Below are 26,346 nucleotides of genomic sequence, written 5' to 3' on the forward strand. Positions count from 1 at the left end.
GCCCCACGGAGTGGTTCTGTCTGGTATCCCAGACGCATGGGAGAAAGCAGCGAAGTACCGGCCCTGCGCCGCGGGCTCGCGGTGCTGCGCCTGCTGGCCACCCGCCCGGGCCCGGTCACCGCGGCGGCGATCGCCCGCGAAGCCGGGCTGCCCCGCTCGACCACGTACCACCTGCTCAACGAGCTCGAAGCGGCCGGTTTCGTCGTCCACCTGCCCGCCGAACGCCGGTACGGCCTCGGCATCGCCGCCTTCGAGCTGGGCTCGGCCTACCTGCGCCACGATCCCCTGGAACGGCTGGCCGGGCCGTTGCTGCGCAAGCTCGTCGACCGCGTCGGGCACACCGCCCACCTGGGCGTCCTGCACGGCAACGAGTCGCTGTACCTGATCAAGGAACGCCCGGTGCGGCCGGAGACGCTGGTGACGGAGGTCGGCGTCCGGCTGCCGGGCCAGCTGACCGCGTCCGGCCGGGCGATCCTGCAGCACCTCCCGTCCCCGCACGTCCGCGCGCTGTTCCCGTCGGCGACGGCGTTCGTCCTCCGCACCGGCCGCGGCCCGCGCACGCTGGCCGAGCTGCGCCGCACGCTCACCGCGGAACGCCGGCTCGGCTGGTCGGTCGAGGACGGCCACGTCACGGCCGGCTTCGCGTCGGTGGCCTGCCCGGTCTTCGACCACGGCGCCCGGCCGATGGCGGCGATCAGCGTGACGCTGCGCCACCACTGCACCGCGCAGCCGTGCCCGGAGACGTGGCCGGACGTGGCCGCCGAGGTGGCGGCGACGGCGGCCGAGCTGACCACCCGGATCGGCGGCCACCCGGGCTGACGCGCTGCTGCGATCGGGGCAACTGTCACCGAACGGCTCGATTCCACTCCGCTCGGTGATTACCGTGGCTGGGTAGCGGTCTCGAGGGGCGCCGGCGATGGATGACGCACGCGTGACGAGGGTGGGTTTCGGCGCGGTGCTCGCCGTCCCCGAATTCCGCGCGATGTGGACCGCCGAGCTGCTGTCCGTCTGCGGCGACCAGCTCGCCCGGGTCGCGCTCGCGGTCCTGGTCTTCCAGCGCACGTCGTCGGCCGCGCTGACCGGCCTGACCTACGCGCTGACGTACGTGCCGTCCCTGCTCGGCGGCGTCCTGCTGGCCGGAGCGGGCGATCGGTGGCCGCGGCGGGACGTCATGATCGCCGCCGACCTGGCCCGGGCCGCGCTGGTCGCGGTGATCGCGATCCCCGGCGTCCCGCTGTGGGTGCTGTGCGTGCTGGTCGCCGTGCTGACCGCGCTCGGCGGCCCGTTCAAGGCGGCCCAGCAGGCACTGCTGCCGTCGGTGCTCGAGGGCGAGCGGTACCTCGCCGGGATGGCCCTGCGGAACGTGACGATCCAGGGCGCGCAGCTGGCCGGGTTCGCCGGCGGCGGGGCGCTGATCGCCGCGCTGACCCCGTCGGCAGCTTTGGCACTGGACGCCGTGACGTTCGTGCTGTCAGCGTTGTTCCTGGTCACGGGCGTCCGGCGACGAGCGGTGGCCGACCGGGTCGTCCGCCCGGCGTGGCTGTCGGCGACCGGCGCGGGCATCCGGCTGATCCGGCACGACCCGGCGCTGCGGACGCTGGTGGCGCTCAACTGGCTGGCGGGGTTCTACATCGTCCCGGAGGCGCTGGCCGCACCGTACGCGGCGGGCATCGGCGCGGGCGCGACGCTGGTGGGGCTGCTGATGGCGGCGGACCCGGCGGGCAGCGTGCTCGGCGGGTTCGTGTTCGGCAAGGCGGTCCCGGAGCACGTCCAGGTGCGGGTGCTCGGCCTGCTCGGGATCGCGGCGGGGCTGCCGCTGGTGCTGTTCGCGTTCCGGCCGGGGCTGGTCGTGTCGGTGCTGCTGCTGGCGGTGTCCGGGCTGCTGGCCACCGGCTACAACATCCAGGGCACGGTGTCGTTCATGCGCCGCGTGCCGGACGAGCACCGCGCGCAGTGCGCCGGCGTCAACTCGGCGGGTCTGCTCACGGTGCAGGGAATCGGCGCGGCCGTGGCGGGCGCGCTGGCCGACGTGTGGGGCCCGGCGCACACCATCGCGGTGGCCGGAGCGGCGGGTGCCGTGGTGGCCGTGCCGGTCGCGAGGGCGTGGCGCCGGGTCAGGCGGGAGGAACGATGACCTCAGTTGTCGCGTCCGCACATGGTGCGCCTCCCTTCACCTTTGCCGGCCGAACCGGCTCCGTCACCGGCCGGACACCATGAGTATGCGCAGCGGTGCGGGAATCCCGCGCTCCGGACCCCGGTTTCGTGACATCCTCGTGGCACCGCGCCGGTGGGCGCTGTGGCGCCAGAGCCCCCGGGTGATCGTCTACTGCCTGCTCAGCGAAGGGGTGGCAGTGGTGCTGACGCTGCGCCCGTCCCCGATCGCGGTGGACCGCCGCACGTGGCTGATCCTGGTCGTCCTGCTGGTCCTGGGCGTGGTGCAGTCGGAGACGGGCCGGCGTGTGGAGCGCATCCGCCGCCGCGTGTCCGGGACACCGCACATCAACATGACGTCGGTCTGGACGTTCGCGGGGGTCCTGCTGCTGCCTCCGCCGCTGCTGGCGGTGCTGGTGGGCGGCCTGTACGCGCACCTGGCGATCCGCAGCTGGTACCGCCTCCAGCGCGTGCCGGCCTCCCGCACGGTCAGCAACGCGGCCATCATCCTGCTGTCGTGCTACGCGGCCCAAGCGGTCCTGCGCCTGGCGGGAATGGGCGACATCCGCGGGGCGGCAACGCACGGCTGGCCCGGAACGCTCGCCATCGCGGCCGCGGGAGTGACGTTCTTCGCGGTGAACGCACTCCTGGTCCTCCCGGCCCGCCGCGAAGTCGGCCGCACCCCGGAGGCGTTGTTCGGTACGTGGTCGGACAACGGCCTCGAGGTGGCCACCCTCTGCCTGGGCGCGCTGAACGCCCTGGCGTTGGCGACGTTGCCGGGCCTGGTGGTGCTGGTGTTCCCGCCGTTGCTGCTGTTGCACCGGACGGTCCTGGTGAAGCAGCTCGAGGTGGCGGCCCACCGCGACGCGAAGACGGGCCTGTACAACACGAGCGGGTGGCACGCGCTGGCGGAGCGGACGCTGGCCGCGGCGGCGCGCCAGCGGGGGACGTTCGGTCTCCTGATGCTGGACCTGGACCACTTCAAGCAGGTGAACGACACGTACGGGCACCTGGCGGGCGACTCGGTCCTGAAGGCGGTGGCCCAGTCGATCATCTCGGCGGTCCGCGGCCGCGGGGACGCGGTGGGCCGGTTCGGCGGCGAGGAGTTCGTGGTGCTGCTGCCGGGCATCGCCGAGCCGGACATCGGCCGGGTGGCCGAGCGGATCCGCCGGGCCATCAGCACGCTGAAGGTCCCGGCGGGTCAGTTGTCGATCACCGGCTTGTCGGCCTCGATCGGCATCGCGGTCTACCCGACGGCGGGCACCTCGTTGCAGCGCCTACTGGACGCGGCCGACACGGCGCTGTACCACGCGAAGGCGACGGGCCGGAACAAGGTGGTCCACGTGGCGGACCTGGTGTAGGTCAGGCGGTCTTGTGCCGCCGCCCGGCATCGAGCCCGAGCATGGCGAGGAGTTCGGCGCATTCGCGCACGTCCGAGGAGTGTCCCGCGACGGTGAGGACGGCTCGGTCGTTCTGTTCCGCGAGGCGGACGGCCTCTTCGGCCCGGATAACCCCCATCCGGCTGTCATCGTCATTGGCAAGGGAACTGCCACTACGCCGGGCCCAGGTCATCTGGCCACCTACTTCCGGCTCCACGGGTGCGGAACCATTGGTCGGGGGACAAGCATGACACTCACGGAAATTTCACTCGTCAGTGGGCCCTGCCACACCCCCTCGAGCTTCGGAATCTGACGGAGGGCGAACAGAGCATCACATTGGGTCGATCGCCGCAGCACAGTGGTCGGCGAGCGGAACAGCCAGTAAAACTGTCTGATCCTGGCGGCAGAGCCGGGGTAGTGGGGAGGGTGACAAATGAGCGGCGGGCCGGATGGTGAGGGCGCACGGAGATGGGAACCCGGCGACTTGGCGAACAGCAACGCCGGCCCTGTCACCGGAAGTGTCGTGCAGGCTCGAGACATCGGCGAACTGCACATCTCTGGTGCGCCGGCGACCGGCTCCGCCGAGCCACCGACCCAACCAGCGCGGTCCACGTGGACTCCGCGCAAAGTCCTCGTGGGTATGGGAGTCACCCTGCTGATCTTCGTCCTGTTGCCGTTGCTCCCGCAGTCCCCGGATCCGGACGCCATCCCTCCGGAAAGCGGCGTCCGGCCGGCAGGTTCGAGCAACGAAGCAGTTCTGGCAGCCGTTTCGGCCGGCCTCGAATCTTGCGCGCAGGCCCGAGTTCTCCGACCCGCGAACTGTCCGCAGAAGGTCGACGATCTGGTAGGACAGGCCGACGAGGTGCACTGGGCGATCCACGGCGACCCGGTCGACGGCGCCTACGCGCCGGTGTGGAGCAACGACCGCTTCTACGTTGCAGGTAACGCGGTGATGACCGCGACATACCAGGTGCCCTACCAGGTGCCGTCTCCGGAGAACCTCACGGTCGAGGTCGTGCCGTACCGAGCCGAGGTCACCTGGACCGACGGCAAGGCGACGATCGGCGACCTACGGTCGTTCGACCGGATCGACAAACAGCGAATTTCGAAGCGCGAGCCTCGCTTCACCCCGGAACAGGTCACGGCGGTGGTGCGCACGGCGTTCCACCGGTGCGTCGCCGGTACGCGATCGCCGATGCCGCCGGAGTGCCCTTCGTGGTCGGCGGCTCAACAGAGCGACCACGCGACGTGGACCCTTAACGGCGATCCGCTGGTCAACTCCAAGCAAACCTTCGAGTCGTCCACCGGCATGGTTCACGTGACAGGAAGCTACTCGGCCACGGTCAGCACCCACGACCAGTTTCTCGGCATGGACGCCGGCTACAAAACCACCCAGTCCGGCGACTACGACGCCTCCGTGATCGTGGACGGCCCTGAACTCCACGTCCTGCAGATCAAGAGCGCTTAAAGGCCCAGCCTCGGTTCCACGACCAGCTCACAACGCAGAACGGGGGTCCAGGGGCGAAGTCTTCCTAGCGGGGTCCAGGGGTTCGCCCCCAGAGGATATGAACGAGACGAAGAGAAGGCCCTCGCTCTTTCGAGCGAGGGCCTTCTCCGGTGGAGGTGCCGGGAATTGAACCCGGGTCCTCTGGCGTCTCGACAGGGCTTCTCCGTGCGCAGTCCGCTACGTCTCTACTCGGCTCCCTCAATCACGCGAACAAGCTGAGGTGACGAGCCCAGCCACTGTTTGCTTCACGACTGTTCCCCGTGGCCGGGACAGCCGCTGAGCCTCCTAGCTGATGCCGGTACCCGGGCCGGAGGCGAACCCGGGCCGACAGAGTCGCACTCGCTCAGGCGGCGAGGGCGAACTCGCGCTGACTGGAGTCGGCGCTTATTGGTTTGCGATGACGCTTACGGTGGTCTCTCGCCTGCACCGGCACGCTTCCCCTGACTCAACGTCCAAAGTCGAAACCGTTCACCCCCTTGTCGGGACACAACCTGTTCATCATACCCGGCCCGGCGACCGGATTAACCAGGGTGGGGCCAGCCCTACCGCCGGGATGCCCGCTCGCACCATGTCGCCCGCCGCGGCCGGCCGGGAAGCTGGTAGCCGATGAAGGGAGCGGTCATGGTGAACGACAGGCGGGATCCGCCGTTCGGTGGTTCGGTGGTGTTCTTGCTGACGAACCTGCCGCTGGGGGTGCTGGCGTTCGGGTTCCTCACCGCGTTCGTCTCCGCCGGGGCGGGGACCGCCGTGGTGTGGGTCGGGGTGGGGCTGCTCGCCCTCGTCGTCCTCGCCGTCCGGGGGGCCGCGCGGCTGGAGCGGGCGCGGGTCTACGCCCTGCTCGACCGCTACATCGACCTTCCCTACCTGCCGCTGCCCGCCGGGAAGCAGGCCGCGCGGTGGAAGGCTCGGCTGAAGGACCCCTCGACCTGGCGGGACTTCACCTACTTCGCGCTCCTCTTCCCGGTCGGCCTCGTCGAGTTCGTGCTCGTGACGACGTTCTGGGCGACGAGCCTGGCCCTCGCCGGGCTGCCGGTCTACTTCCGGTGGCTGCCGGGCGGCGAGTACCGGTTCCCCAGCTCGGAGGTGCCGTGGCTGACCGTGGACTCGACCGTCGAGGCGCTACCGTGGGCGGCACTGGGGGTGTTGTTCGTCGCCTTGTCCGTCGCGCTGACGAAGGCGCTGGCGGGGGTGCACGCCCGGCTGGCGAACGCGCTGCTGGGGCCGACCGTGGCGCAGCGTCACCGGATGGAGCGCTGGTGGGAAGACGCGGAAGAGAAGAACCTGGTGGCGGGATGACCGAGGCACGAGAACTGGACCACCCGCGGCCGCAGCCGGCTCGCACGATCCTCTACATGATCGTCAGCTTCGTCTTCCGGCTCCTGCAGTTCGTGCTGATCGTGGTCGGCATCGCGGTCGGGGTGTCGACCGCGGTGATCTGGATCGGGTTCCCGATCCTGCTCGCGACGACGAGTTTCGTCCGCTGGTCCGGCGACCGCGAGCGCGGCTGGGCGGGCCGGATGCTGAGCCTGCCGCTGCCGCCGGTGCAGCGGCGGCCGTACGAAGAGGGACAGCCGCTGCTGCGGCGGTGGATGGTCCGGCTGAGCGACGCGACGACCTGGCGTGACCTCGCCTACCTGATGGCCGCGTTCCCGCTGGCCTGCGCGGAGGTCGGGATCGCGCTGGCGTCGATCGTGCTGCTGCCGATGGCGATCTGGGTGACGCCGTGGCTGGGCTGGCTGCACGGGGAGCTGGCCCTGGCGCTGCTGGGCCCGGACCGCACCAAGCGGCTGGAGCAGAAGGCCGAGCGGCTGCAGGCGTCGCGGGCCCGCGGGGTCGACGCGGCCGAAGCCGAACGGCGGCGGATCGAACGTGACCTGCACGACGGCGCCCAGCAGCGGCTGGTGGCGGTCGCGATGAGCCTCGGGCGGGCGAAGTCGAAGTTCGACCAGGACCCCGAGTCGGTGCGGGAGCTGATCGACGAGGCCCACGCGGACGCGAAGCTCGCCGTGTCGGAGCTGCGGGACCTCGCCCGCGGCATCTACCCCGCCGTCCTCGGCGACCGGGGGCTGGACGCGGCGCTGTCGGCGCAGGCGGCGAAGTCGCCGATCCCGGTCGACGTGCAGGTCGACGTCGAGCCGCGGCCGCCGGCGGCGGTCGAGACGACGGCGTACTTCATCGTCGGCGAGACCCTGACGAACATCGCGAAGCACTCCGGAGCGTCCGAGGCGGGCGTGAAGGTGTGGCGCACCGACGACCACGTCGTCGTCGAGATCACCGACAACGGTCACGGCGGCGCGGAGGTGCGGCCGGGCGGCGGGCTGGCCGGGCTGGCCGACCGTGCGGCGACGATCGACGGCGTGATCACCGTGGTCAGCCCGGTGGGCGGGCCGACCGTGATCCGGGCTGACCTGCCCTGCCAGTGGTGAATATTCTGGACCCCGTTCATCCACGAACCTGGGGGCCGGATGCGGGTAGTGATCGCCGAGGACGCCGTCCTGCTGCGGGCGGGGGTCACGCGCCTGCTCGCCGACGAGGGCATCGAGACGGCCGCGGCCGTCGACAACGGGGACGACCTCCTCGGCGCGGTCAAGGAACACCGTCCTGACCTGGCCATCGTCGACGTCCGGATGCCGCCGACGTTCACCGACGAGGGCCTGCGCGCGGCGCTCGCGGCGCGCAAGGAGATCCCGGGCCTGCCGGTGCTGGTGCTGTCCCAGTACGTCGAGGAGTCGTACGCCGTCGAGCTGCTCTCCGGCGGCGCCGGCGGCGTCGGCTACCTGCTGAAGGAGCGCGTGGCCGACGTCGGCGACTTCCTGGACGCGGTCCGCCGGGTGGCCGGCGGCGGCACGGCGATCGACCCGGACGTCATCGCCCAGCTGATGGCCCGCGGCCGCCGCAACCCGCTGGACGCGCTGACCGCCCGCGAGTCCGAGGTCCTCGGCCTGATGGCCCAGGGCCTGTCGAACACCGCGATCGCGAACTCGCTGGTCGTCTCGCACGGCGCGGTGGAGAAGCACATCGGCAACATCTTCTCGAAGCTCGGGCTGGAAGCGAGCGCGGAGGAACACCGTCGCGTCCGTGCGGTGCTGACCTACCTGGGCCGCTGAGCCCGCCACCGTTCGACGGCGGCCTGCACCGCCTCCTCGTCTTCGCGCGCGTGCCCGCCCGAAGCTCCGGCGGCGCCGAGGACCACGTCGCCGGCCGTGACGAGCACGCCGCCCGCGTACGGGACGTAGTCCCCGTGGAAGAGGTGCTGGATGCTCTCGACGATCGGGCCGGGCAGTTCCAAGCCCCCCGAAGCCTGCAGCGTGAGCAGCGCGGTGCGGGCCTTGGCCACGGCGATCCGGCTGGTCATCGGCATCCCGCCGTCCGCGCGGCGCAACGCGATCACTTCACCGGTGACGTCGAGCACCGCCACGGCCAGCGGCGGGAAGCCCCGCTCCTCCCCGGCGGTCAGCGCGGCGGCCACCAGCCGGTCGGCGTCGGCCAGCGTGAGACCCGGAAGGCGGGGCGGTCCGACCATGGAACCGAGCCTAGCGCGCCGCTGCGCAACGGACGGTGACCGGAAGTCCCGTAAGGTGGACAACGGGTCACCCGTTCCGCGGGCGGCACCCGGGTGAGCGCTCACCTACCATGAGCGGACCCGTCGGCGAGAGGAGCGCGCAGATGTCCGACGAGATCCGCTGCGTCCGCTTCTTCGGCGGCCCGCTCGACGGCCGCGTCCAGGAGCTCGGGGACGCCGAGCCGGTGCCCGGCACCGTCATCCGGCACATCCACCTGCACGGCGGCCCGAAGATCGAAACCCGCTACGAGCTCGGCCTGACCGAGACGGGCTGGGAGTACCGGGTCGCGGCGACGCAGCACGAGCCCGAGCCCGACGGCTCGAGGTAGGGAGAACCCCCGTATCCACCGGGGGTGAACAGCACCCCGGAAAGGCCGGTCAGCACCGCTGTTTCGCCAGGTCGCAACGGCCAGGCTGAACGGCATGCAGACAAGCCAGGTGGCCGCGAGCCGGGACCGGTTTCTCGACGTCGTCCGGGCGGGGGCCATCCTCGCCGTCATCGCCCAGCACTGGACCATGCCGGTGCTGTCCTACGCCGACGGGCACCTCGCCACCGGCAACGCCCTGGCCACGCCCGGCTGGTGGGTGGTCACCTGGCTCAGCCAGGTCATGCCGCTGGTCTTCTTCGCCGGCGGTGCGGCGAACCTGATCTCCTTCCGGCGCGCGGCCTCGACGCGCCAGTGGCTCGGCGCGCGCCTCAAGCGCCTGATGGTGCCGGTGCTGCCGCTGATGGCCGTCTGGCTCGTCGTGCCGGACTTCCTGCGCGGGCTCGGCGTGCCGCCCCAGCCCCTCCAGGTGGCGAGCGCGATCGCCGCGCAGCTGCTGTGGTTCCTCGCCGTGTACGTGCTCGTCGTGCTGCTCACGCCGGTCATGGTCGCCGCGCACCGGCGCTGGGGGCTGAAGGTCCCGCTGGTCATGGGGGTGGCCGGCGTCCTCGTCGACGTCGCCCGCTTCAACGACTTCGGCTACATCGGGTACGCCAACGCGGTCTTCGTCTGGGTCGCGGTACACCAGCTGGGCTTCCACTACGTCGAAGGCCGCCTCGGCGCGCTGACCCGCCGTGCCGCGCTGACGCTGTCGGCCGCCGGGTTCGGCGTCACGGCGCTGCTGGTCGCGTTCGGGCCCTACCCGGCCAGCATGATCGGCATGCCGGGCGCGCCGGTGTCGAACATGAGCCCGCCGACCGTGCTGCTCGCCTTCCTCGCCGTCGGCCAGGTCGGGCTGCTGCTCGCCTTCCGTCCGCAGCTCAACGCGCTCGCGGCCCGGCCGGGGGTCGGGCACGCGCTCGGCTGGCTCGGTGCGCGGTTCATGAGCGTCTACCTCTGGCACATGCCGGCGCTGATCGTCGTGGCCGGGGTGACGGTCTACGGCCTCGGCTACGAGACCCCGGCGCCCGGCACGGTGTTCTGGCTGGTCATGGCGCCCGCGTGGTTCGCGGTGTGCGGCCTGGTGCTGCTCGGCCTGCTGCGGCTGTTCGCCCACTTCGAGATGCAGCGCGACACCGGCGGGATCACCGCGCGGACGCCGCAGCTGGTCGTCGCCGGGCTGATGATTTCCGGCGGCCTGCTCGGCCTGGCCGCCCACGGGTTCGCCCCGCTCTCCGACGGCATCGCGCACGGCCCCGTGCCGTGGGTCGTCCTCGCGACGGCCGGGTTCCTGCTGGCGGGCAAGCCGATCCCGGTGGTCGACCTGCTGGGCCGCGCGGTCACCGTGACCGAACGAGCCGCCCTCAAGCGCTGACCCTCGTGAGTGAGAAACAGTGTTCTAACACTGTTTCTCACTCACGAGGCGCGGAGCAGGCGCAGCGGGGTGTCGTGCAGGACCGCCCGCAGGAACGGCTCCCCCAGGCGATCGTCGGCCGCCCAGCCGGCGATCGCCTGCAGCTGCGTCGCGTAGGAGTACGGAATGTTCGGGAAGTCCGTGCCGAGCACGACCCGGTCGGCGAACTCCGCCAGCCGCGCCGTCCAGTCCGGCGGCAGCGGCGACATCGCCTCGGCGAACGGCACCCCGACCATGGTGGTGTCGAGGTGCACCCGCGGGTATTTCGCCATGAGTTCGAACGCCGCCCCGAACTCCGGCATCGCCGCGTGCGCGAGCACCGCCGTCAGGTTCGGGTGCCGCGCCAGCACCTCTTCGAAGACCGTCAACCCGGTGAAGTCGCCCCGCAACGGACCGTGTCCACAATGGACGACGACGGGAACGCCGGCGTCGGCGAGCGCGCCCCACACCGGCTTCAGCAGGTCGTCACGCGGGTCGTACGCGCCCACCTGCACGTGCGCCTTGAACACCCGGGCGCCGGCCCGCAGCGCACCGTCCACAGCGGACCCGGCGCCGGGCTCGGGGTAGAAGGTGCCGGTCGGGATTGCGTCCGGCACCCGCGCCGCGAACTCCAGCGCCCACGAAGTCAGCCACTCCGCCATCCCCGGCTTGTGCGGGTAGACCAGCGGTGCGAAGCGCGTGACACCCAGCGAGCGCAGCGTGGCCAGCCTGTCCTCTTCGGACGTCCGGTAGAACACCGGCCACTCGGTGCCGTAGTGCGTCGAGGCGGCGTCGAAGTACGCCCAGACCTTGTCCATCACCGGCTTCGGCAGGAAGTGGACGTGCAGGTCGACCAGGCCCGGCAGACCCAGCGACGCCGCCCAGCGCGCGACGTCCGCGTCGGAAGCCGGGCCGGCCGTCACTCCGTGAACCGGCCCTTCAGCGCGCGGCCCATCGCCTTCCTGATGTCGCGGTCCGCGTCGCGCTTGGCGAGCGCCTGCCGCTTGTCGTAGGCCTTCTTGCCCTGGGCCAGCGCGATCTCGACCTTGACCTTGCCGTCCTTGAAGTACATCGACAGCGGCACCAGCGAGAGCCCGCTCTCCTTGGTCTTGCCGATGAGCTTCTCGATCTCCCGCCGGTGCAGCAGCAGCTTCCGGGTCCGCCGGGGCATGTGGTTCGTCCACGTGCCCTGCGTGTACTCCGGGATGTGCACGTTGCGCAGCCACACTTCGCCGTCGTCGACCGTCGCGAACGCGTCCGCCAGTGACGCCTTGCCCTCGCGCAGGCTCTTGACCTCGGTGCCGACGAGCACGAGACCGCACTCGTAGGTGTCGAGGATGGAGTAGTCGTGCCGAGCCTTGCGGTTCGACACGATCACCTTCTGGCCACGTTCCTTGGGCATACGACCACTCTACGTGATTCTCGGAGCGACAAGCAGCCGGTTAAAACTAGTGCCGGACGTACAGCCGCAGCGTGACGTACCCGGTGATGGCGGAGATCACCACGGACACCGCGAGCAGGATCGGCGCGACCGGGAACAGCAGTTCCAGCATGGTGATCTTCGGGAACACATCACCGGTGAACACCGAGTCGAGGAAGCCGGCCTTCGTGATGATCAGCATGATGATCCCGAGGACCGCACCGACCGCACCGGCGACCACCGCCTCCAGGAGGAACGGCAGCTGCGTGTACCACCGCGTCGCGCCGACCAGCCGCATGATGCCGACCTCGGTGCGGCGGGTGAACGCGGACACCTGGATCGTGTTGGCGATCAGCAGCAGCGCGGCGATCGCCATGATGAGCGCGGCCCCGAAGGCCATGTTCCGGACACCGTTGAAGGCGTTGAACACGCGGTCGAGGAACTTCTTCTGGTCGTCGACCTTCCGCACGCCCGGCTTGCCCGCGTACTCCTGCACGATGGCGTCACTGCGGTCCGGGTCCTTCAGCTTCACGTGCAGCGACGCGGGCAGCGACTCGGGACCGGTGAGGGCGATCAGCTCCGGCTGGCTCTCGAAGATCTTCTTGAACCGGTCGAACGCCTGGTCGCGGTTCTCGAACACGACCGACTCGACACCGTTGTTGCTCTGCAACGACGTCCGCAGCGACTGGCACAGCGCCTGCGTGCAGTTCTTGTCGCCCGCGCTGATGTCGTCGGTGAGGTAGACCGAAACCTCGACGTCGGCGAGGAAGTTGGCCTTCATCTTGTCGATCGTCCGCACGGCGAGGAGGCCGCCGCCGAGCATGGCGAGCGACACGGCCGTGGTCAGCATCATCGCGATGGTCATCGTGACGTTCCGGCGCAGGCCGGTGATTACCTCACTGAAGACGAAACTGGCGCGCATGGCGGGTGCAGGTCCTTGAAAGTCGGGGGCTGGGGCGGGGTGGTCAGCGACCGATGCCGTAGACGCCGCGGGCGTCGTCGCGGATCACCCGGCCGAGCTGCAGCTCGACCACGCGGCGCCGCATGGAGTCCACGATGGAGTGATCGTGGGTGGCCATCAGGACGGTCGTGCCGGTGCGGTTGATCCGCTCCAGCAGCAGCATGATGTCCTGGCTGGTGTCGGGGTCCAGGTTCCCGGTCGGTTCGTCGGCGAGCAGAACCAGCGGCCGGTTCACGAACGCGCGCGCGATCGCGACACGCTGCTGTTCACCACCGGAGAGCTCGTTGGGAAGCCGGTCGGCCTTGCCGTCGAGGCCGACGAGCTCCAGCACCTCGGGGACGACCTTCTTGATGGTCGGGCCGGGCTTGCCGATGACCTCGAGGGCGAACGCGACGTTTTCGGCGACGGTCTTGTTCGCCAGCAGCCGGAAGTCCTGGAAGACGCAGCCGATGGTCTGCCGCAGGCGCGGGACCCTGCGGCGGGCCAGCTTGGCGACGTCGAAGTTGGAGACCATCACGCGGCCCTTGGTCGGCGTCTCTTCGCGCAGCAGGAGCCGGAGGAAGGTCGACTTCCCCGATCCCGAGGGACCGATGAGGAAGACGAACTCACCTTTTTCGATGTCGACGGACACCCGCTCGAGCGCGGGCCGCGTCGAGGTCTTGTAGACCTTGGAAACCTCTTCGAGCCGGATCACGATTCGGCATACTACCCACCGGTCTCGTGAAGCCCCGGTTGCCCGGTCCACCCAAGTGGAGCAGCGGGTGTTTGCGTACGGTGAGCGGTCACGCAAACACCCCCTGCGCCGATCAAGCGGTCTGCACCCGCCAGCGGATCCCGGCGTCGAGGAAACCGTCGATGTCGCCGTCGAGCACCGCGGTCGGGTTGCCGACCTCGAAATCGGTCCGCAGGTCCTTCACCATCTGGTACGGGTGCAGCACGTAGGAGCGCATCTGGTTGCCCCAGCTGGAGCCGCCGTCCTTGAGCGCGTCCATCTCCTTGCGCTCTTCTTCCTTCTTCCGCTGCAACAGCCGGGCCTGGAGGACCTTCATCGCGGCCGCCTTGTTCTGCAGCTGCGACTTCTCGTTCTGGCAGGAGACGACGATGCCGGTCGGCAGGTGCGTGATGCGCACCGCACTGTCGGTCGTGTTGACGCTCTGCCCGCCGGGGCCCGATGAGCGGTAGACGTCGACCCGGATGTCCTTTTCCGGGATGTCGACGTGGTCGACCTCTTCGACCTCGGGCAGCACCTCGACGTGCGCGAACGACGTCTGGCGGCGGCTCTGGTTGTCGAACGGCGAAATCCGGACGAGCCGGTGGGTGCCCTGCTCGACCGAGAGGGTGCCGTAGACGTAGGGGGCGCTGACCTTGAACGTCGCCGACTTGATGCCCGCCTCTTCGGCGTAGGAGATGTCGTAGACGTCGGTCGGGTAGTTGTGCCGCTCCGCCCAGCGCAGGTACATGCGCAGCAGCATCTCGGCGAAGTCGGCCGCGTCGACGCCGCCGGCCTCGGAGCGGATGGTGACGACGGCGTTGCGGTCGTCGTACTCGCCCGAGAGCAGCGTGCGGACCTCCAGGCCGTCGATGGCCTTGCCGAGGTCGGCGAGCTCGGTCTCGGCCTCGCCCAGGCTGCCGGAGTCGCCTTCGGCCTCGGCGAGCTCGTACAGCACGCCGAGGTCGTCGAGCCGCTGGCGCAGGTCGGAGACCCGGCGCAGCTCGCCCTGCCGGTGGGACAGCTGGCTGGTGACCTTCTGGGCCTCCTCCGGGTTGTCCCAGAGCGTGGGGCTCGAGGCCTGCTGTTCCAGGTCGGCCACCTGGGCACGCAGCGCGTCCAGGTCCATCACCGACTCGATCTGCGTCAGCTTGCCGGCCAGGTCCCTCAGTGCCGCATCGAACTCATCACTCACGTTTGTCAAGGTTACGGCAAAACCCACGACCGGTTGCGAGCACCGGTCGTGGGCGCGCGAACCTCAGGCCGCGGGGATGGCGTCGAGCAGCTTGAGCGCGGCCTTGGCCTGAGCCTGGGCGAACTCGGCGACGGCCTTTTCGTACGGCCCTTCGGCCGCCTTGGTGGCCGCCCTCGCGTCGTCGAGCTGCTGGCTGTAGCTGGTCCGGGCGGAGTCGAGCAGCGACTGGCGCTGCTTCGCCGTCAGCGACCCCGCGTGCACGAGCCGCAGGATGAGCGGGCTGCGCAGGTGGTCGGGGCCGGCTTCGGACGTCAGCCAGGCCTTGAAGGCCTTCTTGCCGGCGGCGGTGATCAGGTACTGCTGGCTGGAGCGCGGGCCCTGCTTGCCGAGCCGGACGAGGCCTTCCTTGGACAGCGCCGGGAGCTCCCGGTACACCTGGCTGCGGGTGACGCTGAAGAAGGCACCGAACCGCTCACCGGCTCCCGCGACGAGCTGCCCGCCGGTGGCGGGACCGTCGTGGAGCAGACCGAGCAGGGCGGCGGCTGTTGCATTCAATTCGGACACGCCCCCTAGATTCCCACTTATCGGCCGCTGTGTCCACAGTGGTCAGCGTATCTGTCCATTGTGGCTAGTGAGATCCCCTCGTTCGGCCCAATGCGAGGCGGTCCACTGTGGACCTGAATACGCTCTGCAACCGCTCCCAGGGTTTTTTGGTCCAACCAGACGCACGCGAACCGCCTCGGCAACCTCCAGGCAGGTGAGTTCGCCGGGCGGCACTCCCCGGCTTGGCGGACCGTGGCCACGCACCGCAACCACCCCGGAAGGGCGTCCACATCGTGGGATCCGCAGTTTTTCCCGGCTTCGGCGGAAAAGTCGGCAGCGAAAGCCGTTCCGGCATGACAAAAGAGGCACGTTCCCGGATTTTCCGGAAACGTGCCTCTTGGTGGTAGCGGGGACAGGATTTGAACCTGCGACCTCTGGGTTATGAGCCCAGCGAGCTACCGAGCTGCTCCACCCCGCGCCGTTGTGGTACTTGAATAGATTACACGGCGTCGCCAGGTGCCTGACACCGGGGTCCCGAAAACCGCCTGACCTGGCATTACGCCGCCTCCAGCCACTGGCGGGCTCCACTGAGGACCATGGAGAGCCCGTCCTCGAACCGCGCGTCGGCGTCCCCGAGCACGGCCTCACCGGCGGACTCGCGGTATCGCTCGTCGAACTCCCCGGGCATGGGCCGGACAGCCTGCTCTTCGATCACGTAGCCGATGACGAAGCAGTAGACGGTGAAGGTGGCGCGGCTGGCCCGCCCCTCGTCGAGCCCGGCCTCGATGCTCCGGCGCAGCGGGTGCGGGCCGACGAGACTCATGTCGCCGAGGTAGGTACCAGCGAAAACCTTTCCGCCGTCGCGATAGGCGAGCATCATCCGCCGCAGCGCACGGGCGCGGTGCGCAACGCCGTCCCACTCCCCCAGCGACGCCGGCGGCTCGCGGTCCGCGACGGAATCCCGGTACATCTGCGTCGCCATCTCGTCGAGCAGTTCCTGCTTGTTCTTCATGTGCCAGTACAGCGCGGGCGCCTTGACCCCGAGATCACCGGCGATCAGCCGCAGGGTGAGGCCGTTGAGCCCGACGTCGTTGAGCAGCTTCAGCCCGGATCGCGCGATGTCCTGCCTGGTTAGAGCCATGTCCGACGGTCTCCTCAAGATCCGGGGTTGACACCTTAACGATGTTAAGGGCATCCTCGGAGCAGGTCAATTTAACTTTGTTAAGGAGCTGGGGAGATGGCGGACCTGACCACCGAGGTGGTGATCGCCGGCGCGGGCCCCACGGGCTTGATGCTGGCGAACGAGCTGGCACTGGCCGGAGTGGACACGTTGGTGCTCGAGCGGATGCACGAGCGAACGGGCTTGTCGAAGGCCTTGAATCTGCAACCGCGCACGGCGGAAGTCCTGGACCTGCGGGGGTTGCTGGGCCGGGCGGAGGACCGCTCGTTCGCGACTGTCGCGGACGGACACTTCGCGGTGATCCCGGTGAGCTACGCGGGCTGGAACACCCGCCACCCCTACCAGCTGGGCATCCCGCAGGCCGAGGTCGAAGCGGCTCTGGAGGAGCGTCTGGCGGAGCAGGGCGTGAAGGTGAGGCGAGGCCACGAGCTGACGGGCTTCACCCAGGACGCGAACGGCGTCACGATCACCGCAGGCGACCTGCGCATCCGGGCGAAGTACCTGGTGGGCTGCGACGGCGGCCGCAGCACGGTCCGCAAGGCCCTGAACATGCCGTTCGAAGGCATAGAAGGCCAGGGCCACGGCGTGGCCGCGGACGTCTTGTTCGCGTCGACGCCCCCGGGAGCCCCGACACAGTGGCGCTCGATGACGAACGTGGTGACGTCCCAGAGCGCCGGCAAGTTCATCGGCGTGATTCCCCTGGCGGAGCCGAACCTCTACCGGATCAGTTTCGGAGACCGCCTGAACCGCCCACAGAACCTCCGAGCCGAGGTAACCCCGGCCGAAGTCCGCGCAGCGGTGTCAGAACGCTTCGGCCCCGAGGCCGAGATCGCCGAAATCCGCTGGGCAAGCCGCTTCTCGGACGACAGCCGCCTGGCAGCCCACTACAAGGTGGGCCGAGTCCTGCTGGCGGGCGACGCGGCCCACACCCATTTCCCGGCCGGAGGCCAGGGCCTGAACCTGGGAATCCAGGACGCAATGAACCTGGGCTGGAAACTGGCAGCCACAATACGCAACCACGCTCCCGCACAACTCCTGGACACATACGAGCAGGAGCGCCGAACGGTAGCCCAAGAAGTCCTGGACAACATCGCAGCCCAGAACGCCCTGATCCCCACAAACCCCAACCAGCTGGCCCTACGGTCCCTGTTCCGATCCCTGACAGAAATCCCCGAAGTCCAGCACCACCTATCAGGCCTGGTCTCAGGCCTGAACATCAAATACCCAACCGAAGACCCCCACCCAGCAGCAGGAACCCGCCTCCCCGACTTCCCCACCCCAACCGGCCCCGCAAGCACCCTATTCCACAAAGGAAACTGGGTCCTCCTGACAAAAACCCCAACCCCAAGCCCCCACACAGAGGTACTAGTAGCCGAAGTCCCCAACCTCCCCTACCCAGACGCAACAAAGGTCTTGGTCCGCCCAGACGGCTACATAGCCAACACAACAGGTTCCACAGAAGCCTGGCTAACCCAATAACGCAACCACCCGCAGGGGGGTCCAGGGGCGGCGAAGCCCCCCTGGCGGGGGTCTGGGGGTTCGACCCCCAGAACAAATGCGAAGGAGGCGCGGCCCGCGCTTTCCGCGGGCACACGCCTCCAACCTCTGTAGCGGGGACAGGATTTGAACCTGCGACCTCTGGGTTATGAGCCCAGCGAGCTACCGAGCTGCTCCACCCCGCGTCGTGGCACCTACCTTACGCCTGCCTTTCGGGCGGGTGCAAAGCAGGTGCCGTTGACGTTACCGACGTCACCCTCCGGGCTGGCTGGTGGGCGGTGGCGTGCTGGTGCCGGGGGCTGCGGTCTTGGCGGCTTCGTAGGCCTTGGCCGCGGCGTCGAGGGCGGCGAGGGCCGTGCCCTGGTCGGTGAAGTTGCCGGATTGCTGGGCGGCCTTCAGTTTGGCGATGGCCGCCTGGATGTCGGCGACGGCCTTGTCGAGGGCTGCGTTGCCGCCGCCGTTGTTGGCGGGCGGGGTGGTGGTCGGGTTCGGGTTGGTGGACGACGGCGGGGTCGTGGTCGGCTGGCCGGCTTGCGGCGGCGTGGTGGTGGCTTCGCCGGTGCCCGCGCCGAAGACCTGGTCGAGGGCTTCCTGGAGGGTGGCGCCGTAGCCGACCTTGGGTCCGTAGGAGACGAGGACGCGGGCCAGCTGCGGGTAGCTGTTCTGGTTGCGCTGCCGGATGTAGACGGGTTCGACGTAGAGGAAGCCGTCGGCGACCGGCAGCGTGATCAGGTTGCCGTAGATGGGGGTGACGTTGGGGTTGTTGAACAGGGTGCGGTCCTGGGCGACGCGGGAGTCGCTCTGGAACCGGTTCTGGACTTGGACGGGCCCGTCGACCTGGGTGGCTCCGGTGGCCGCGCTGGGCAGCTGGAGGACGCGGATCTTCCCGTAGTCGTTCGGGTCGGAGGAGACCGACATCCAGGACGCGAGGTACTGCCGCTGCAGACCGGTGAGCGAGCTGGTCAGCTGGAACGTCGGCTTGGTCTGGCCCGGGGTGTCGGCGAGGACGTAGTAGCCGGGCTGGTTGGCCGCGCCGGCCGCCGCCGGGTTGGAGCCGCCTTCGGCCGTCGGGTCCTGCGGGACGCTCCAGAACGCCTGCTGCGAGTAGAACTCCTGCGGGTTGCTGACGTGGTAGCGCGACAGCAGTTCACGCTGGATCTTGAAGAGGTCCTCGGGGTAGCGGAAGTGGGCCCGCAGGTCCGGGGAGATGTCGGAGCTCGGCTTCACGAGCCCGGGGAAGACCTTCTCCCAGGCGTTGAGGACCGGTTCCTTGTCGTCGATCGAGTACAGCGTCACGGTGCCGTTGAAGGCGTCGACGGTGGCCTTGACCGAGTTGCGGATGTAGTTGATGGAGCTGTTGGCCTGGCGGGCGACGCCGTTGAGGGAGTCGTTGGTGGCCGCGCCGAGCTGTGTCTGCTGGGCGTACGGGAAGTTGTTGAGCGTGGTGTAGCCGTCGATGATCCACTGGATCTTGCCGTCGACGACTGCCGGGTACGGGTCGCCGTCGAGGGTCAGCCACGGCGCGATCTTGCTGACGCGGTCGCGTGGGTCGCGGTTGTACATGATCTTGGAGTTGTCGCCGATGGCGTCGGAGAACAGGATGTTGCGTTCACCGTATTCGGCGGCGAAGGCGAGGCGGTTGAACCAGTTGTCGATGGCGACGCCGCCGGTGCCCTTGTAGGTGTAGCGGTCGGTCGCGGTGTCGTACTCGCCGGGCGCGTTGCCGGAGGTGCCGCCGACGATGGCGTAGTCGGACTCTGCGGCGGACAGCTCGCCGTAGTAGATGCGGGGTTCCTTGACCTCGATGCCGGGCTGCCCGGACGCGGGCGCGCCGGCTCCCGCCGGGTTCTGCGTGTCGCTGGTCGTCGCGATCGGGTAGCCGCCGTCGGAGTTGGCGTCCTTGACCGCGCGGTCGATCGTGTTGGCCGGCGCGACGACGAAGCCGTTGCCGTGGGTGTAGACGAGGTGCTTGTTGATCCAGCTGGTCTGGTTGCCGGTGAGGCCCTCGGTCTTGATCTCCTTGGCGGCGACGATGTAGTCCTGCGTCACGCCGCCGACGGTGTAGCGGTCGATGTCCAGCTTGGCCGGGAAGCCGTAGAAGTTCTCGCGGCCGACGCGCTGGGTGAAGGTGTCGGAAAGGATGTTCGGGTCGAGCAGCCGGATGTTCGACATCGTCCCGGTGTCGGCCTTGATCTGGTCCGGGGTGGCGTCCGACTTGCCGGTGTAGGGCTGGTACTGGACGTCGGTGAGGCCGTAGGCGCGGCGGGTGGCGTCCATGTTGCGCCCGATGGACGTCGCTTCCTTCTCGTTGGCGTTCGGCTTCACCGAGAACTGGTCGAGGATGGCGGGCCAGGCGACGCCGACCAGGATGCTCGACAGGATCAGCAGCACCAGCGCGATGGCCGGGAGCTGCAGGTTGCGCAGGAAGGCGCCGGCGAAGAACGCGATCGCGCAGAACACCGAGATGCACAGCAGGATCAGCTTGGCCGGCAGGACCGCGTTCAGGTCGGTGTAGGTGGCCCCGATGAACAGCGGGGCGCCGCGGTCGGACAGCAGCAGGTTGTAGCGGTCGAAGAAGTACTCGACCGCCTTCAGCAGCACGAAGAGCCCGACGGTGATGGCGAGCTGCGCGCGGGTGGGGCCGGCGAGCTGGCCGCCCTTGCCGGCCAGCCGGATGCCGCCGAAGACGTAGTGGGAGATCAGCGCGCCGAAGAAGGAGATGACGACGGTGATGAACAGCCAGCCGAGCAGCCAGTTGAAGAACGGGAGGTCGAAGGCGTAGAAGCCGACGTCGTTGCCGAACTCGGGGTCGGTCTGGCCGAACGAGGTGCCGTTGAGGAACAGCTGCACGACCTGCCAGTCGCCCTGGGCGGACAATCCGGCGATGAGGCCGGTGAGCACCGGGATGCCGACGCCGAAGAGGCGGATGCGGGCGACGATCGCCGAGCGGTAGCGCGCCAGCGGGTCGTCGGCGCCGGAGATCGGCACGAACACCGGGCGCGTCCGGTAGGCGATCATCAGGCTGATCGCCAGCGCGCCGCCGACGAGCAGCCCGACGGCGAAGAAGAGGATGATCCGGGTGATCACCTGGGTGGTGAACACCTCCCGCGCCCCGACCTCGCCGAACCACAGCCAGTCGACGTACGTGTCGAGGAGGCGGGCCCCGAGCAACAGCGCCAGCACGATCACCGCGGCGATGATGAGGAGGATCCGGCTCCGCCGGGACAGCTTCGGCAGGCTCACCGGGGGCCGAGTCGCCACGGCACACGCTCCTGTCTTCGTCAACACTTGAGCAGGGGCGCGTGCGCCCCCTGATTCCCTAACTCTACGGATGCCCGGTGAAGTTCCCGGGACCCGCCCAAACCGGACTCGCGGCGCCGCCACCCCGGCGGACCTGACACGATGTGCGCATGGCAGCGAACGAAGCGCGACAGGCCGGCGTGGCCGCGCTCGCCCGTGAAATCGAGGACTTCATGGCCGCGGGCGGCTGGGACCAGCCGCCGCAGCTGTTCGCGCTGGTGCCGACGGCGGCGCTGCTGGACGAGCAGCCGGAGCTGGCCGGCCAGCTGGACCGGGCGAACCCGCTGACCCCGGTGGCCCAGGAGGCGCTGCCCGAGGGCGACCTCGCCGAGGCGCTGGGCCGGATCGCCTGGCCGGACCTGGTCATCGGGTGCGCGCTGGCCCAGGAGATCATCGTGCTGCCGCCGGGCTCGGAGTCGGAGCTGCCGGACGTCGCCGAAGCGGACGCCGAGAGCCTCCGCCGCGCGGCCGCCGACCATCCGCAGCGGACGGAAGCCCGCCTCGTGGCCGCGGTGCTGCGCGACGGCGAAGGCGCCTGCGTGATGCGGCTGCGCGGGGCCGGCACGGACGAATCGGTCGACGAGATCGTGGAAAGCCCGGACCTGGCCCCGAATCTGGTCGAGGCGTTGAAGGCCACGCTGCTGCCCTAGCAGGAGGCCGTCGGACGGCCCGCCTTCAGGTTGGCCAGCTGCGCGAGCGCGTCGTCCAGTGTGGACACCTTGATGAGGTTGAGCCCGGCGGGCGCGTTGGACTTGGCCTCGGCGCAGTTGTGCTCGGGGACCAGGAAGTCGGTGGCGCCCGCCTCACGGGCGCCGACGACCTTGAACGAGATCCCCCCGATCGGGTCGACCTCGCCGGTCTCGGTGATCTCGCCGGTGCCGGCGATGTGCCGCCCGCCCGCCAGGTCGCCGGGCTGCAGCCGGTCGATGATGGCGAGGGTGAACATCAGGCCGGCCGACGGGCCGCCGACGTCCTGCAGGGAGATGTTGACGGTGAACGGCGCGTCGGCCCGGTCGACCGCGGTGAGGCCGATGAAGCCCTCCTTGCGGTCGGGGCGCGCGGCGAGGGTGAGCGGCACGGTCCGTTCGGGCTGGCCGTCGGACTGGAAGGTGATCTGGACGGTCTGGCCGGGCAGGGTGCCGGTCAGCGCGGCCCGCACGTCGGCGGCCTCGACGATCTTCTTGCCGTTGACGGTGATCAGCTTGTCGCCGGGCGAGAGCACGTGGTCGGCCGGGCTGCCGGAGACGATCTGCTTGGCCAGCACCTTGATCGGGTAGCCGAGCTTGCGCAGCGCGGCGACCTGGGCGTTCGTCTGCGAGTCCTGCAGCTGCTGGATGTTCTCCTGCTTGACCTGCTCGTTCGTCTCGCCGGGCTTGAAGTACTCCTCGCGCGGCGCGAGGGCGAACCGGCCGCTGGCCCAGAAGCCGAGGCCCTGGAAGAGGGTGACGCCGTCGTGCAGGGAGACGGTGGTCATCCGCAGCTCGCCGGTGGTCGGGTGCGTCTCGTGCCCGGTGACCTGGATGACCGGGTTGCCGGCGGCGTCGCGACCGAGCGTGTCGTAGGTCGGGCCCGGGCTGATCGCCACGAACGGCACCGGCACCACCGAGCCGACCACCACGAAGATCAGGAACAGCGCGCCGCTGACCACCAGTGTCCAGCCGCGCCGGGTCATCCGCCGGGCCTCGCCGGGCGGCTCCGCCACCGGGTCCGGAGCGCTCTTCGCGGGGGCGGTCTCCTCGGAAGACTTGGTCACGCCCGACAGCGTACGGTGACCGCGTTCGCTTCTCGGTGAAGGCCACGCACATGGGTCCGGTTGACGCGCTCGACGGCCCTCGACCCGCGTACGGTGGACACATGAGCAAACCCCCGTTCGGCTTCGGACCTTCCGATCCCGACAAACGAGGTGAGAACGACCCCTCGGAGGGCGGGCCGCAGTCCGGCGCCGAGGCCTTCAACCAGCTCGGGCAGATGCTGAGCCAGCTGGGCCAGATGCTCAGCCAGGCCGGCAGCTCCAGCGGGCCGGTGAACTACGACCTCGCCAAGCAGATCGCCCTGCAGACCCTCGGCAGCGAGGGCAACACCGGAGAGAGCAAGCTCGGCTTCCGCGGCGGCGACGACGCGAACGCCGCGGTCCGTGACGCCGCCCACCTCGCCGAGCTCTGGCTCGACGCGGCGACGGTGTTCCCGGCCGGAGCGACGTCGACGGTGGCCTGGTCCCCGCGGTCCTGGGTGGAGAAGACGCTCCCGACGTGGCAGCGGCTGTGCGACCCGGTGGCGCGGCAGATCTCGGGTGCCTGGATGCAGGCGCTGCCCGAGGAGGCCAAGCAGGCCGCGGGCCCGCTGCTACAGATGATGGGGCAGATGGGCGGGATGGCCTTCGGCTCCCAGCTCGGCAACGCGCTGGCCCAGCTCGCGTCGGAGATGCTGACGTCGTCGGAGATCGGCCTGCCGCTGGCCCCGGCGGGCACGTCGGCGCTGCTGCCGGCGAACATCGAGAAGTTCGCCGAGGGCCTGGAGCTGCCGAACAGCGAGATCCTGGTGTTCCTGGCGGCGCGCGAGGCGGCGCACCAGCGCCTGTTCACGCACGTGCCGTGGCTGCGCCAGCGGCTGCTGGCGACGGTCGAGGAGTTCGCGCACGGGATTTCGGTCGACACGTCGGCCCTGGAGTCCCTGGCCGGCCAGATCGACCCGGCGAACCCGGCGAGCATCGAGGAAGCGATGTCGTCGGGGCTGCTGGAGCCCCAGACGACGGAGGAGCAGAAGGCGGCGCTGAGGCGCCTGGAGACGCTGCTGGCCCTGGTCGAAGGCTGGGTCGACGTGGTGGTGGCCGAAGCGGTGGGCGATCGCCTCCCGGGAGCGGACGCCCTGCGCGAGACGCTCCGCCGCCGCCGCGCGACGGGCGGCCCGGCCGAGCAGACGTTCGCCACCCTGGTCGGCCTGGAGCTGCGCCCCCGCCGCATGAGGGACGCGAGCAATCTGTGGAAGCTGGTGGGCGACCGCCACGGCACGGAGAAGCGCGACGGCCTCTGGTCCCACCCGGACCTGATGCCGACGGCGGAGGACCTGGACGAGCCGATCGACTTCGCGGACCGCGTGGGCGCGCCCGACCTGCTCGACGGCCTCGACCCGATCGCCGAGCTGGAGCGCACGGAGCAGGCGGAGCGCTCCGAGCGCGAGGGGAAGAACACCCCGCCCGAGGAGGGCGAAACCCCGGCGTAGTCCGGGGGAGGTCTTCGAGAGGCCGGTGGTCCGCTTCGCGGGTCACCGGCCTTTCGCTGTCGTGGGGCCTGCTCGACCCGGCCCGCGAAGCAACCGGGGCGACCCGCAGGCCACCCCGGTCACCTCACCCGCTCAACACTCCGTATCGATCCCCCACCCGGCGGCAGCCGCCAGCCCCTCGAGGTACCCCATCGCGCGTTCCGTCTTCGGGTACCGCCGCACCAGCGCCCAGAAAGCCGCGTCGTGCCCCGGCTCCCGCAGGTGCGCCAGCTCGTGCACCAGCACGTAGTCGAGCACCCAGGGAGGCACCTTCCGCAGCCGGTCGCTGACCCGGATGGTCGCGTCGACCGGCGTGCAGGAAGCCCACCGCGTGCGCATGGGCTGCACCCACCGCACGCTCGCCGGCGTCGCGGTGCCGTCCAGGTACTTGCCCGACAGCAGCGCGCAGCGCGCCAGCAGGGCATCGTCCGACGTCTTCGGGGCCGCCGGCCGACGTGGTTCCGCGCGCTGCAGCTTGCGCTCCATCTCGGCGACCCAGTGTTTCTCCTCCGCCCTGGTCATCCGCGCGGGGATGAGCACGACGAGCGTGTCGTCCTTCCAGTACGCGGTGACCGTCCGGTGCCGGCGCTGGCTGCGCCGCACTTCGACCTTGTGTCCAGGTGTGTCCGACGGGGGGTTCGTCTCCCCCCTGCCTCTCAGCGAGGGCGTCCGTGCTTCGACCACCCGACAACGGTAAGGCCAGGCACCGACAACTCCGAGCGCTTCGAGGTCACAGACCCGAGTTGTCCACAGCCGGTTCCACTTGTGGACAACTCGGCCGATCCGGCGCCTTCCCGGGCTTCCCCGTCGCCGCCGGGTGCCATCCTGCGGACATGCTCCTCTCCACCGCGGACATGCCCCCGGTCATCCTGCCGGCCCATCCCGCCCTGCTCCCGGGCCTCACCGTGCTGGAACGCGGCCCGCGCGAGATCCAGATCGGCCTCGACCCGCGCCACGGCGTGATCGTCGAAAACCTCACCCCGGACCTCGCCGCGAGGGTGCGCGCGCTCGACGGCAGCAAGCCCGTCGAGCGGCTCCTGCTCGCGGAGAGCGAACACCGCGACCAGCTGCGGACCCTGCTGCGGCAGCTGACGGCGCTCGGCCTGGTCACCGACGCCGGCCGGCCCGACGGCCCGGGGCTCCGCGGCGAGTGCGGGCTCTGGTCGCTGCGGGCCCGCCACCACCAGGCCGCGCTCGTGGACCGCAGGCGCGCCGCCGCGATCACCGTCCACGGCGAAGGCCGGGTAGCGGTCGCCGTCGCCGTGCTGCTGGCGAACGCCGGCATCGGGCACGTCGAGCTGCGGGTGTCCGGTGCGGTGACCGAGCACGACCTCGGCTCGGGCCTCACCGACGCGGACCTCGGGCGGCCCCGGCGGCAGGCGCTCGCCGACCTGCTCCGCCGGGTCGACCCCGGCGTCCGGGTCACCCGCCTGCACGACCGGTACCCGGACCTGACCCTCCTCACCGACGCCGTCGTGCCCGCCCCCGAGCACGTCGCCGAGCTGATGGAGGACGGCGTCCCGCACCTGGCGGCGCGCGTCCGCGACGGCACGGGCATCGTCGGCCCGCTGGTGGTGCCGGGCCGCAGCTCGTGCCTGCGCTGCGCCGACCTGCACCGGACGGACCGCGACCCGTGCTGGCCCCGCGTCGCCGGGCAGCTCGCCGGCCGGCACCAGCGGCCCGACCTCGGCGCGGTCCACGCCTGCGCGTCGCTGGCGGCCGCCCAGGCCATGCGGCTGCTCTCCCCCGCCTCGCCGGCGCCACCGGCGTGGAACGCGACTCTCGAGATCGACGCCTTCGACGGCCGCATCCGCCACCGCCGCTGGCCGCCACACCCGCGCTGCGGCTGCGGCGCCCAAGGGGTACGGCGGGAGACGTAGACCACTAAGTCATCGCGCGCAGGCTGCGCGCCATCGTCGCCGCAAG

The 26,346-nt window shown here is 70.2% G+C and carries 25 protein-coding genes, 2 tRNA genes and 1 other RNA gene; 13 read left to right on the plus strand and 15 right to left on the minus strand.

Going from position 1 to position 26,346, the window contains the following annotated elements:
* The first annotated feature begins 36 nt into the window (after positions 1-36).
* The 3 genes from AB0J55_RS33375 to AB0J55_RS33385 all read left to right on the plus strand — a co-directional run bounded on the left by AB0J55_RS33375 (position 37) and on the right by AB0J55_RS33385 (position 3,512).
* A complete protein-coding gene (locus AB0J55_RS33375; RefSeq protein ID WP_364257622.1) occupies positions 37-819 on the plus strand; it encodes an IclR family transcriptional regulator in 783 nt (260 codons plus the stop codon).
* A gap of 97 nt (positions 820-916) precedes the next feature.
* Complete coding sequence (locus AB0J55_RS33380; protein WP_364257625.1) at positions 917-2,134, plus strand: MFS transporter; 1,218 nt, start codon at positions 917-919, stop codon at positions 2,132-2,134.
* Between the two features lie 139 nt (positions 2,135-2,273).
* Positions 2,274-3,512: a GGDEF domain-containing protein gene (locus AB0J55_RS33385; RefSeq protein ID WP_364257628.1), complete on the plus strand. Its 1,239-nt coding sequence runs from the start codon at positions 2,274-2,276 to the stop codon at positions 3,510-3,512.
* 1 nt (position 3,513) lies between these two features.
* Here the strand turns inward: AB0J55_RS33385 and AB0J55_RS33390 are convergent, their stop codons facing one another.
* Complete coding sequence (locus AB0J55_RS33390; RefSeq protein WP_364257631.1) at positions 3,514-3,723, minus strand: hypothetical protein; 210 nt, start codon at positions 3,721-3,723, stop codon at positions 3,514-3,516.
* Positions 3,724-4,170: 447 nt separating this feature from the next.
* Between AB0J55_RS33390 and AB0J55_RS33395 the strand changes: the two genes are divergently transcribed.
* On the plus strand, positions 4,171-4,998 hold the full coding sequence (locus AB0J55_RS33395) for a hypothetical protein (RefSeq protein WP_364257634.1): 828 nt from the start codon (positions 4,171-4,173) through the stop codon (positions 4,996-4,998).
* Between the two features lie 147 nt (positions 4,999-5,145).
* Here AB0J55_RS33395 and ssrA read toward each other — a convergent pair.
* Positions 5,146-5,513, minus strand: a transfer-messenger RNA (tmRNA) gene (ssrA, locus tag AB0J55_RS33400).
* A gap of 145 nt (positions 5,514-5,658) precedes the next feature.
* Between ssrA and AB0J55_RS33405 the strand changes: the two genes are divergently transcribed.
* Genes AB0J55_RS33405 through AB0J55_RS33415 form a run of 3 tightly spaced genes read left to right on the plus strand, consistent with a single transcriptional unit; the run spans position 5,659 to position 8,144 of the window.
* Positions 5,659-6,333 carry a sensor domain-containing protein gene (locus tag AB0J55_RS33405; RefSeq protein ID WP_364257637.1) on the plus strand — a complete coding sequence of 225 codons (675 nt, stop codon included), beginning with the start codon at positions 5,659-5,661 and terminating at the stop codon, positions 6,331-6,333.
* Positions 6,330-7,463 (plus strand): sensor histidine kinase, encoded by a 1,134-nt coding sequence (locus AB0J55_RS33410; RefSeq protein WP_364257640.1) that lies wholly within the window; start codon positions 6,330-6,332, stop codon positions 7,461-7,463. Before AB0J55_RS33405 ends, AB0J55_RS33410 begins: the two co-directional genes overlap by 4 nt.
* A gap of 39 nt (positions 7,464-7,502) precedes the next feature.
* On the plus strand, positions 7,503-8,144 hold the full coding sequence (locus tag AB0J55_RS33415; protein ID WP_364257643.1) for a response regulator transcription factor: 642 nt from the start codon (positions 7,503-7,505) through the stop codon (positions 8,142-8,144).
* Here AB0J55_RS33415 and AB0J55_RS33420 read toward each other — a convergent pair.
* Positions 8,129-8,560 carry a heme-binding protein gene (locus tag AB0J55_RS33420; protein ID WP_364257645.1) on the minus strand — a complete coding sequence of 144 codons (432 nt, stop codon included), beginning with the start codon at positions 8,558-8,560 and terminating at the stop codon, positions 8,129-8,131. The two genes, AB0J55_RS33415 and AB0J55_RS33420, sit on opposite strands and share 16 nt — an antisense overlap.
* A gap of 143 nt (positions 8,561-8,703) precedes the next feature.
* On the opposite strand from AB0J55_RS33420, the gene AB0J55_RS33425 reads away from it, so the two are divergent.
* Positions 8,704-8,928: a hypothetical protein gene (locus AB0J55_RS33425; protein WP_003082085.1), complete on the plus strand. Its 225-nt coding sequence runs from the start codon at positions 8,704-8,706 to the stop codon at positions 8,926-8,928.
* Between the two features lie 94 nt (positions 8,929-9,022).
* Positions 9,023-10,339, plus strand: coding sequence for an acyltransferase (locus tag AB0J55_RS33430; protein ID WP_364257648.1), 1,317 nt, complete (start codon positions 9,023-9,025; stop codon positions 10,337-10,339).
* Between the two features lie 41 nt (positions 10,340-10,380).
* Here the strand turns inward: AB0J55_RS33430 and AB0J55_RS33435 are convergent, their stop codons facing one another.
* The 8 genes from AB0J55_RS33435 to AB0J55_RS33470 all read right to left on the minus strand — a co-directional run bounded on the left by AB0J55_RS33435 (position 10,381) and on the right by AB0J55_RS33470 (position 16,326).
* Complete coding sequence (locus AB0J55_RS33435) at positions 10,381-11,280, minus strand: amidohydrolase family protein (protein ID WP_364257651.1); 900 nt, start codon at positions 11,278-11,280, stop codon at positions 10,381-10,383.
* Positions 11,277-11,759: an SsrA-binding protein SmpB gene (smpB, locus tag AB0J55_RS33440; RefSeq protein WP_003082092.1), complete on the minus strand. Its 483-nt coding sequence runs from the start codon at positions 11,757-11,759 to the stop codon at positions 11,277-11,279. Before smpB ends, AB0J55_RS33435 begins: the two co-directional genes overlap by 4 nt.
* Before the next feature lie 46 nt (positions 11,760-11,805).
* Positions 11,806-12,699, minus strand: a complete 894-nt coding sequence (gene ftsX / locus AB0J55_RS33445) for a permease-like cell division protein FtsX (RefSeq protein WP_364257654.1) — start codon at positions 12,697-12,699, stop codon at positions 11,806-11,808.
* A gap of 43 nt (positions 12,700-12,742) precedes the next feature.
* Positions 12,743-13,432, minus strand: coding sequence for a cell division ATP-binding protein FtsE (gene ftsE / locus AB0J55_RS33450; protein ID WP_043776592.1), 690 nt, complete (start codon positions 13,430-13,432; stop codon positions 12,743-12,745).
* A 112-nt stretch (positions 13,433-13,544) separates the two neighbouring features.
* Positions 13,545-14,642, minus strand: coding sequence for a peptide chain release factor 2 (gene prfB, locus AB0J55_RS33455; protein WP_364257657.1), 1,098 nt, complete (start codon positions 14,640-14,642; stop codon positions 13,545-13,547).
* A 63-nt stretch (positions 14,643-14,705) separates the two neighbouring features.
* Entirely contained in the window at positions 14,706-15,206 is a 501-nt protein-coding gene (locus AB0J55_RS33460) for a helix-turn-helix transcriptional regulator (RefSeq protein WP_364257660.1), read from the minus strand.
* Between the two features lie 380 nt (positions 15,207-15,586).
* Positions 15,587-15,663 (minus strand) — tRNA-Met (locus AB0J55_RS33465).
* Positions 15,664-15,741: 78 nt separating this feature from the next.
* The gene (locus AB0J55_RS33470; protein WP_364257662.1) at positions 15,742-16,326 is read right to left on the minus strand and encodes a TetR/AcrR family transcriptional regulator C-terminal domain-containing protein; all 585 of its coding nucleotides are present in this window, start codon (positions 16,324-16,326) and stop codon (positions 15,742-15,744) included.
* Between the two features lie 96 nt (positions 16,327-16,422).
* Here AB0J55_RS33470 and AB0J55_RS33475 point away from each other — a divergent pair, with 96 nt between their 5' ends.
* Positions 16,423-17,844 carry an FAD-dependent monooxygenase gene (locus AB0J55_RS33475; protein WP_364257665.1) on the plus strand — a complete coding sequence of 474 codons (1,422 nt, stop codon included), beginning with the start codon at positions 16,423-16,425 and terminating at the stop codon, positions 17,842-17,844.
* Positions 17,845-17,973: 129 nt separating this feature from the next.
* Here the strand turns inward: AB0J55_RS33475 and AB0J55_RS33480 are convergent.
* Positions 17,974-18,047: transfer RNA gene (locus tag AB0J55_RS33480), tRNA-Met, on the minus strand.
* Between the two features lie 67 nt (positions 18,048-18,114).
* The gene (locus AB0J55_RS33485) at positions 18,115-21,123 is read right to left on the minus strand and encodes a UPF0182 family protein (RefSeq protein ID WP_364257668.1); all 3,009 of its coding nucleotides are present in this window, start codon (positions 21,121-21,123) and stop codon (positions 18,115-18,117) included.
* Positions 21,124-21,272: 149 nt separating this feature from the next.
* Here AB0J55_RS33485 and AB0J55_RS33490 point away from each other — a divergent pair, with 149 nt between their 5' ends.
* On the plus strand, positions 21,273-21,812 hold the full coding sequence (locus AB0J55_RS33490; RefSeq protein WP_364257671.1) for a PPA1309 family protein: 540 nt from the start codon (positions 21,273-21,275) through the stop codon (positions 21,810-21,812).
* Here AB0J55_RS33490 and AB0J55_RS33495 read toward each other — a convergent pair.
* Positions 21,809-22,915, minus strand: a complete 1,107-nt coding sequence (locus AB0J55_RS33495; protein ID WP_364257674.1) for a S16 family serine protease — start codon at positions 22,913-22,915, stop codon at positions 21,809-21,811. The two genes, AB0J55_RS33490 and AB0J55_RS33495, sit on opposite strands and share 4 nt — an antisense overlap.
* A 101-nt stretch (positions 22,916-23,016) precedes the next feature.
* Here AB0J55_RS33495 and AB0J55_RS33500 point away from each other — a divergent pair, with 101 nt between their 5' ends.
* Positions 23,017-24,381 carry a zinc-dependent metalloprotease gene (locus AB0J55_RS33500; RefSeq protein ID WP_364257677.1) on the plus strand — a complete coding sequence of 455 codons (1,365 nt, stop codon included), beginning with the start codon at positions 23,017-23,019 and terminating at the stop codon, positions 24,379-24,381.
* Between the two features lie 132 nt (positions 24,382-24,513).
* On the opposite strand, the gene AB0J55_RS33505 is transcribed toward AB0J55_RS33500, so the two are convergent.
* Positions 24,514-25,023, minus strand: coding sequence for a M48 family metallopeptidase (locus AB0J55_RS33505; protein ID WP_364257680.1), 510 nt, complete (start codon positions 25,021-25,023; stop codon positions 24,514-24,516).
* Between the two features lie 230 nt (positions 25,024-25,253).
* On the opposite strand from AB0J55_RS33505, the gene AB0J55_RS33510 reads away from it, so the two are divergent.
* Entirely contained in the window at positions 25,254-26,300 is a 1,047-nt protein-coding gene (locus tag AB0J55_RS33510) for a hypothetical protein (RefSeq protein ID WP_364257683.1), read from the plus strand.
* Positions 26,301-26,346 lie beyond the last annotated feature (46 nt).

The organism is Amycolatopsis sp. NPDC049688 (assembly GCF_040674975.1).
In the GTDB taxonomy this organism is placed as follows: domain Bacteria; phylum Actinomycetota; class Actinomycetes; order Mycobacteriales; family Pseudonocardiaceae; genus Amycolatopsis.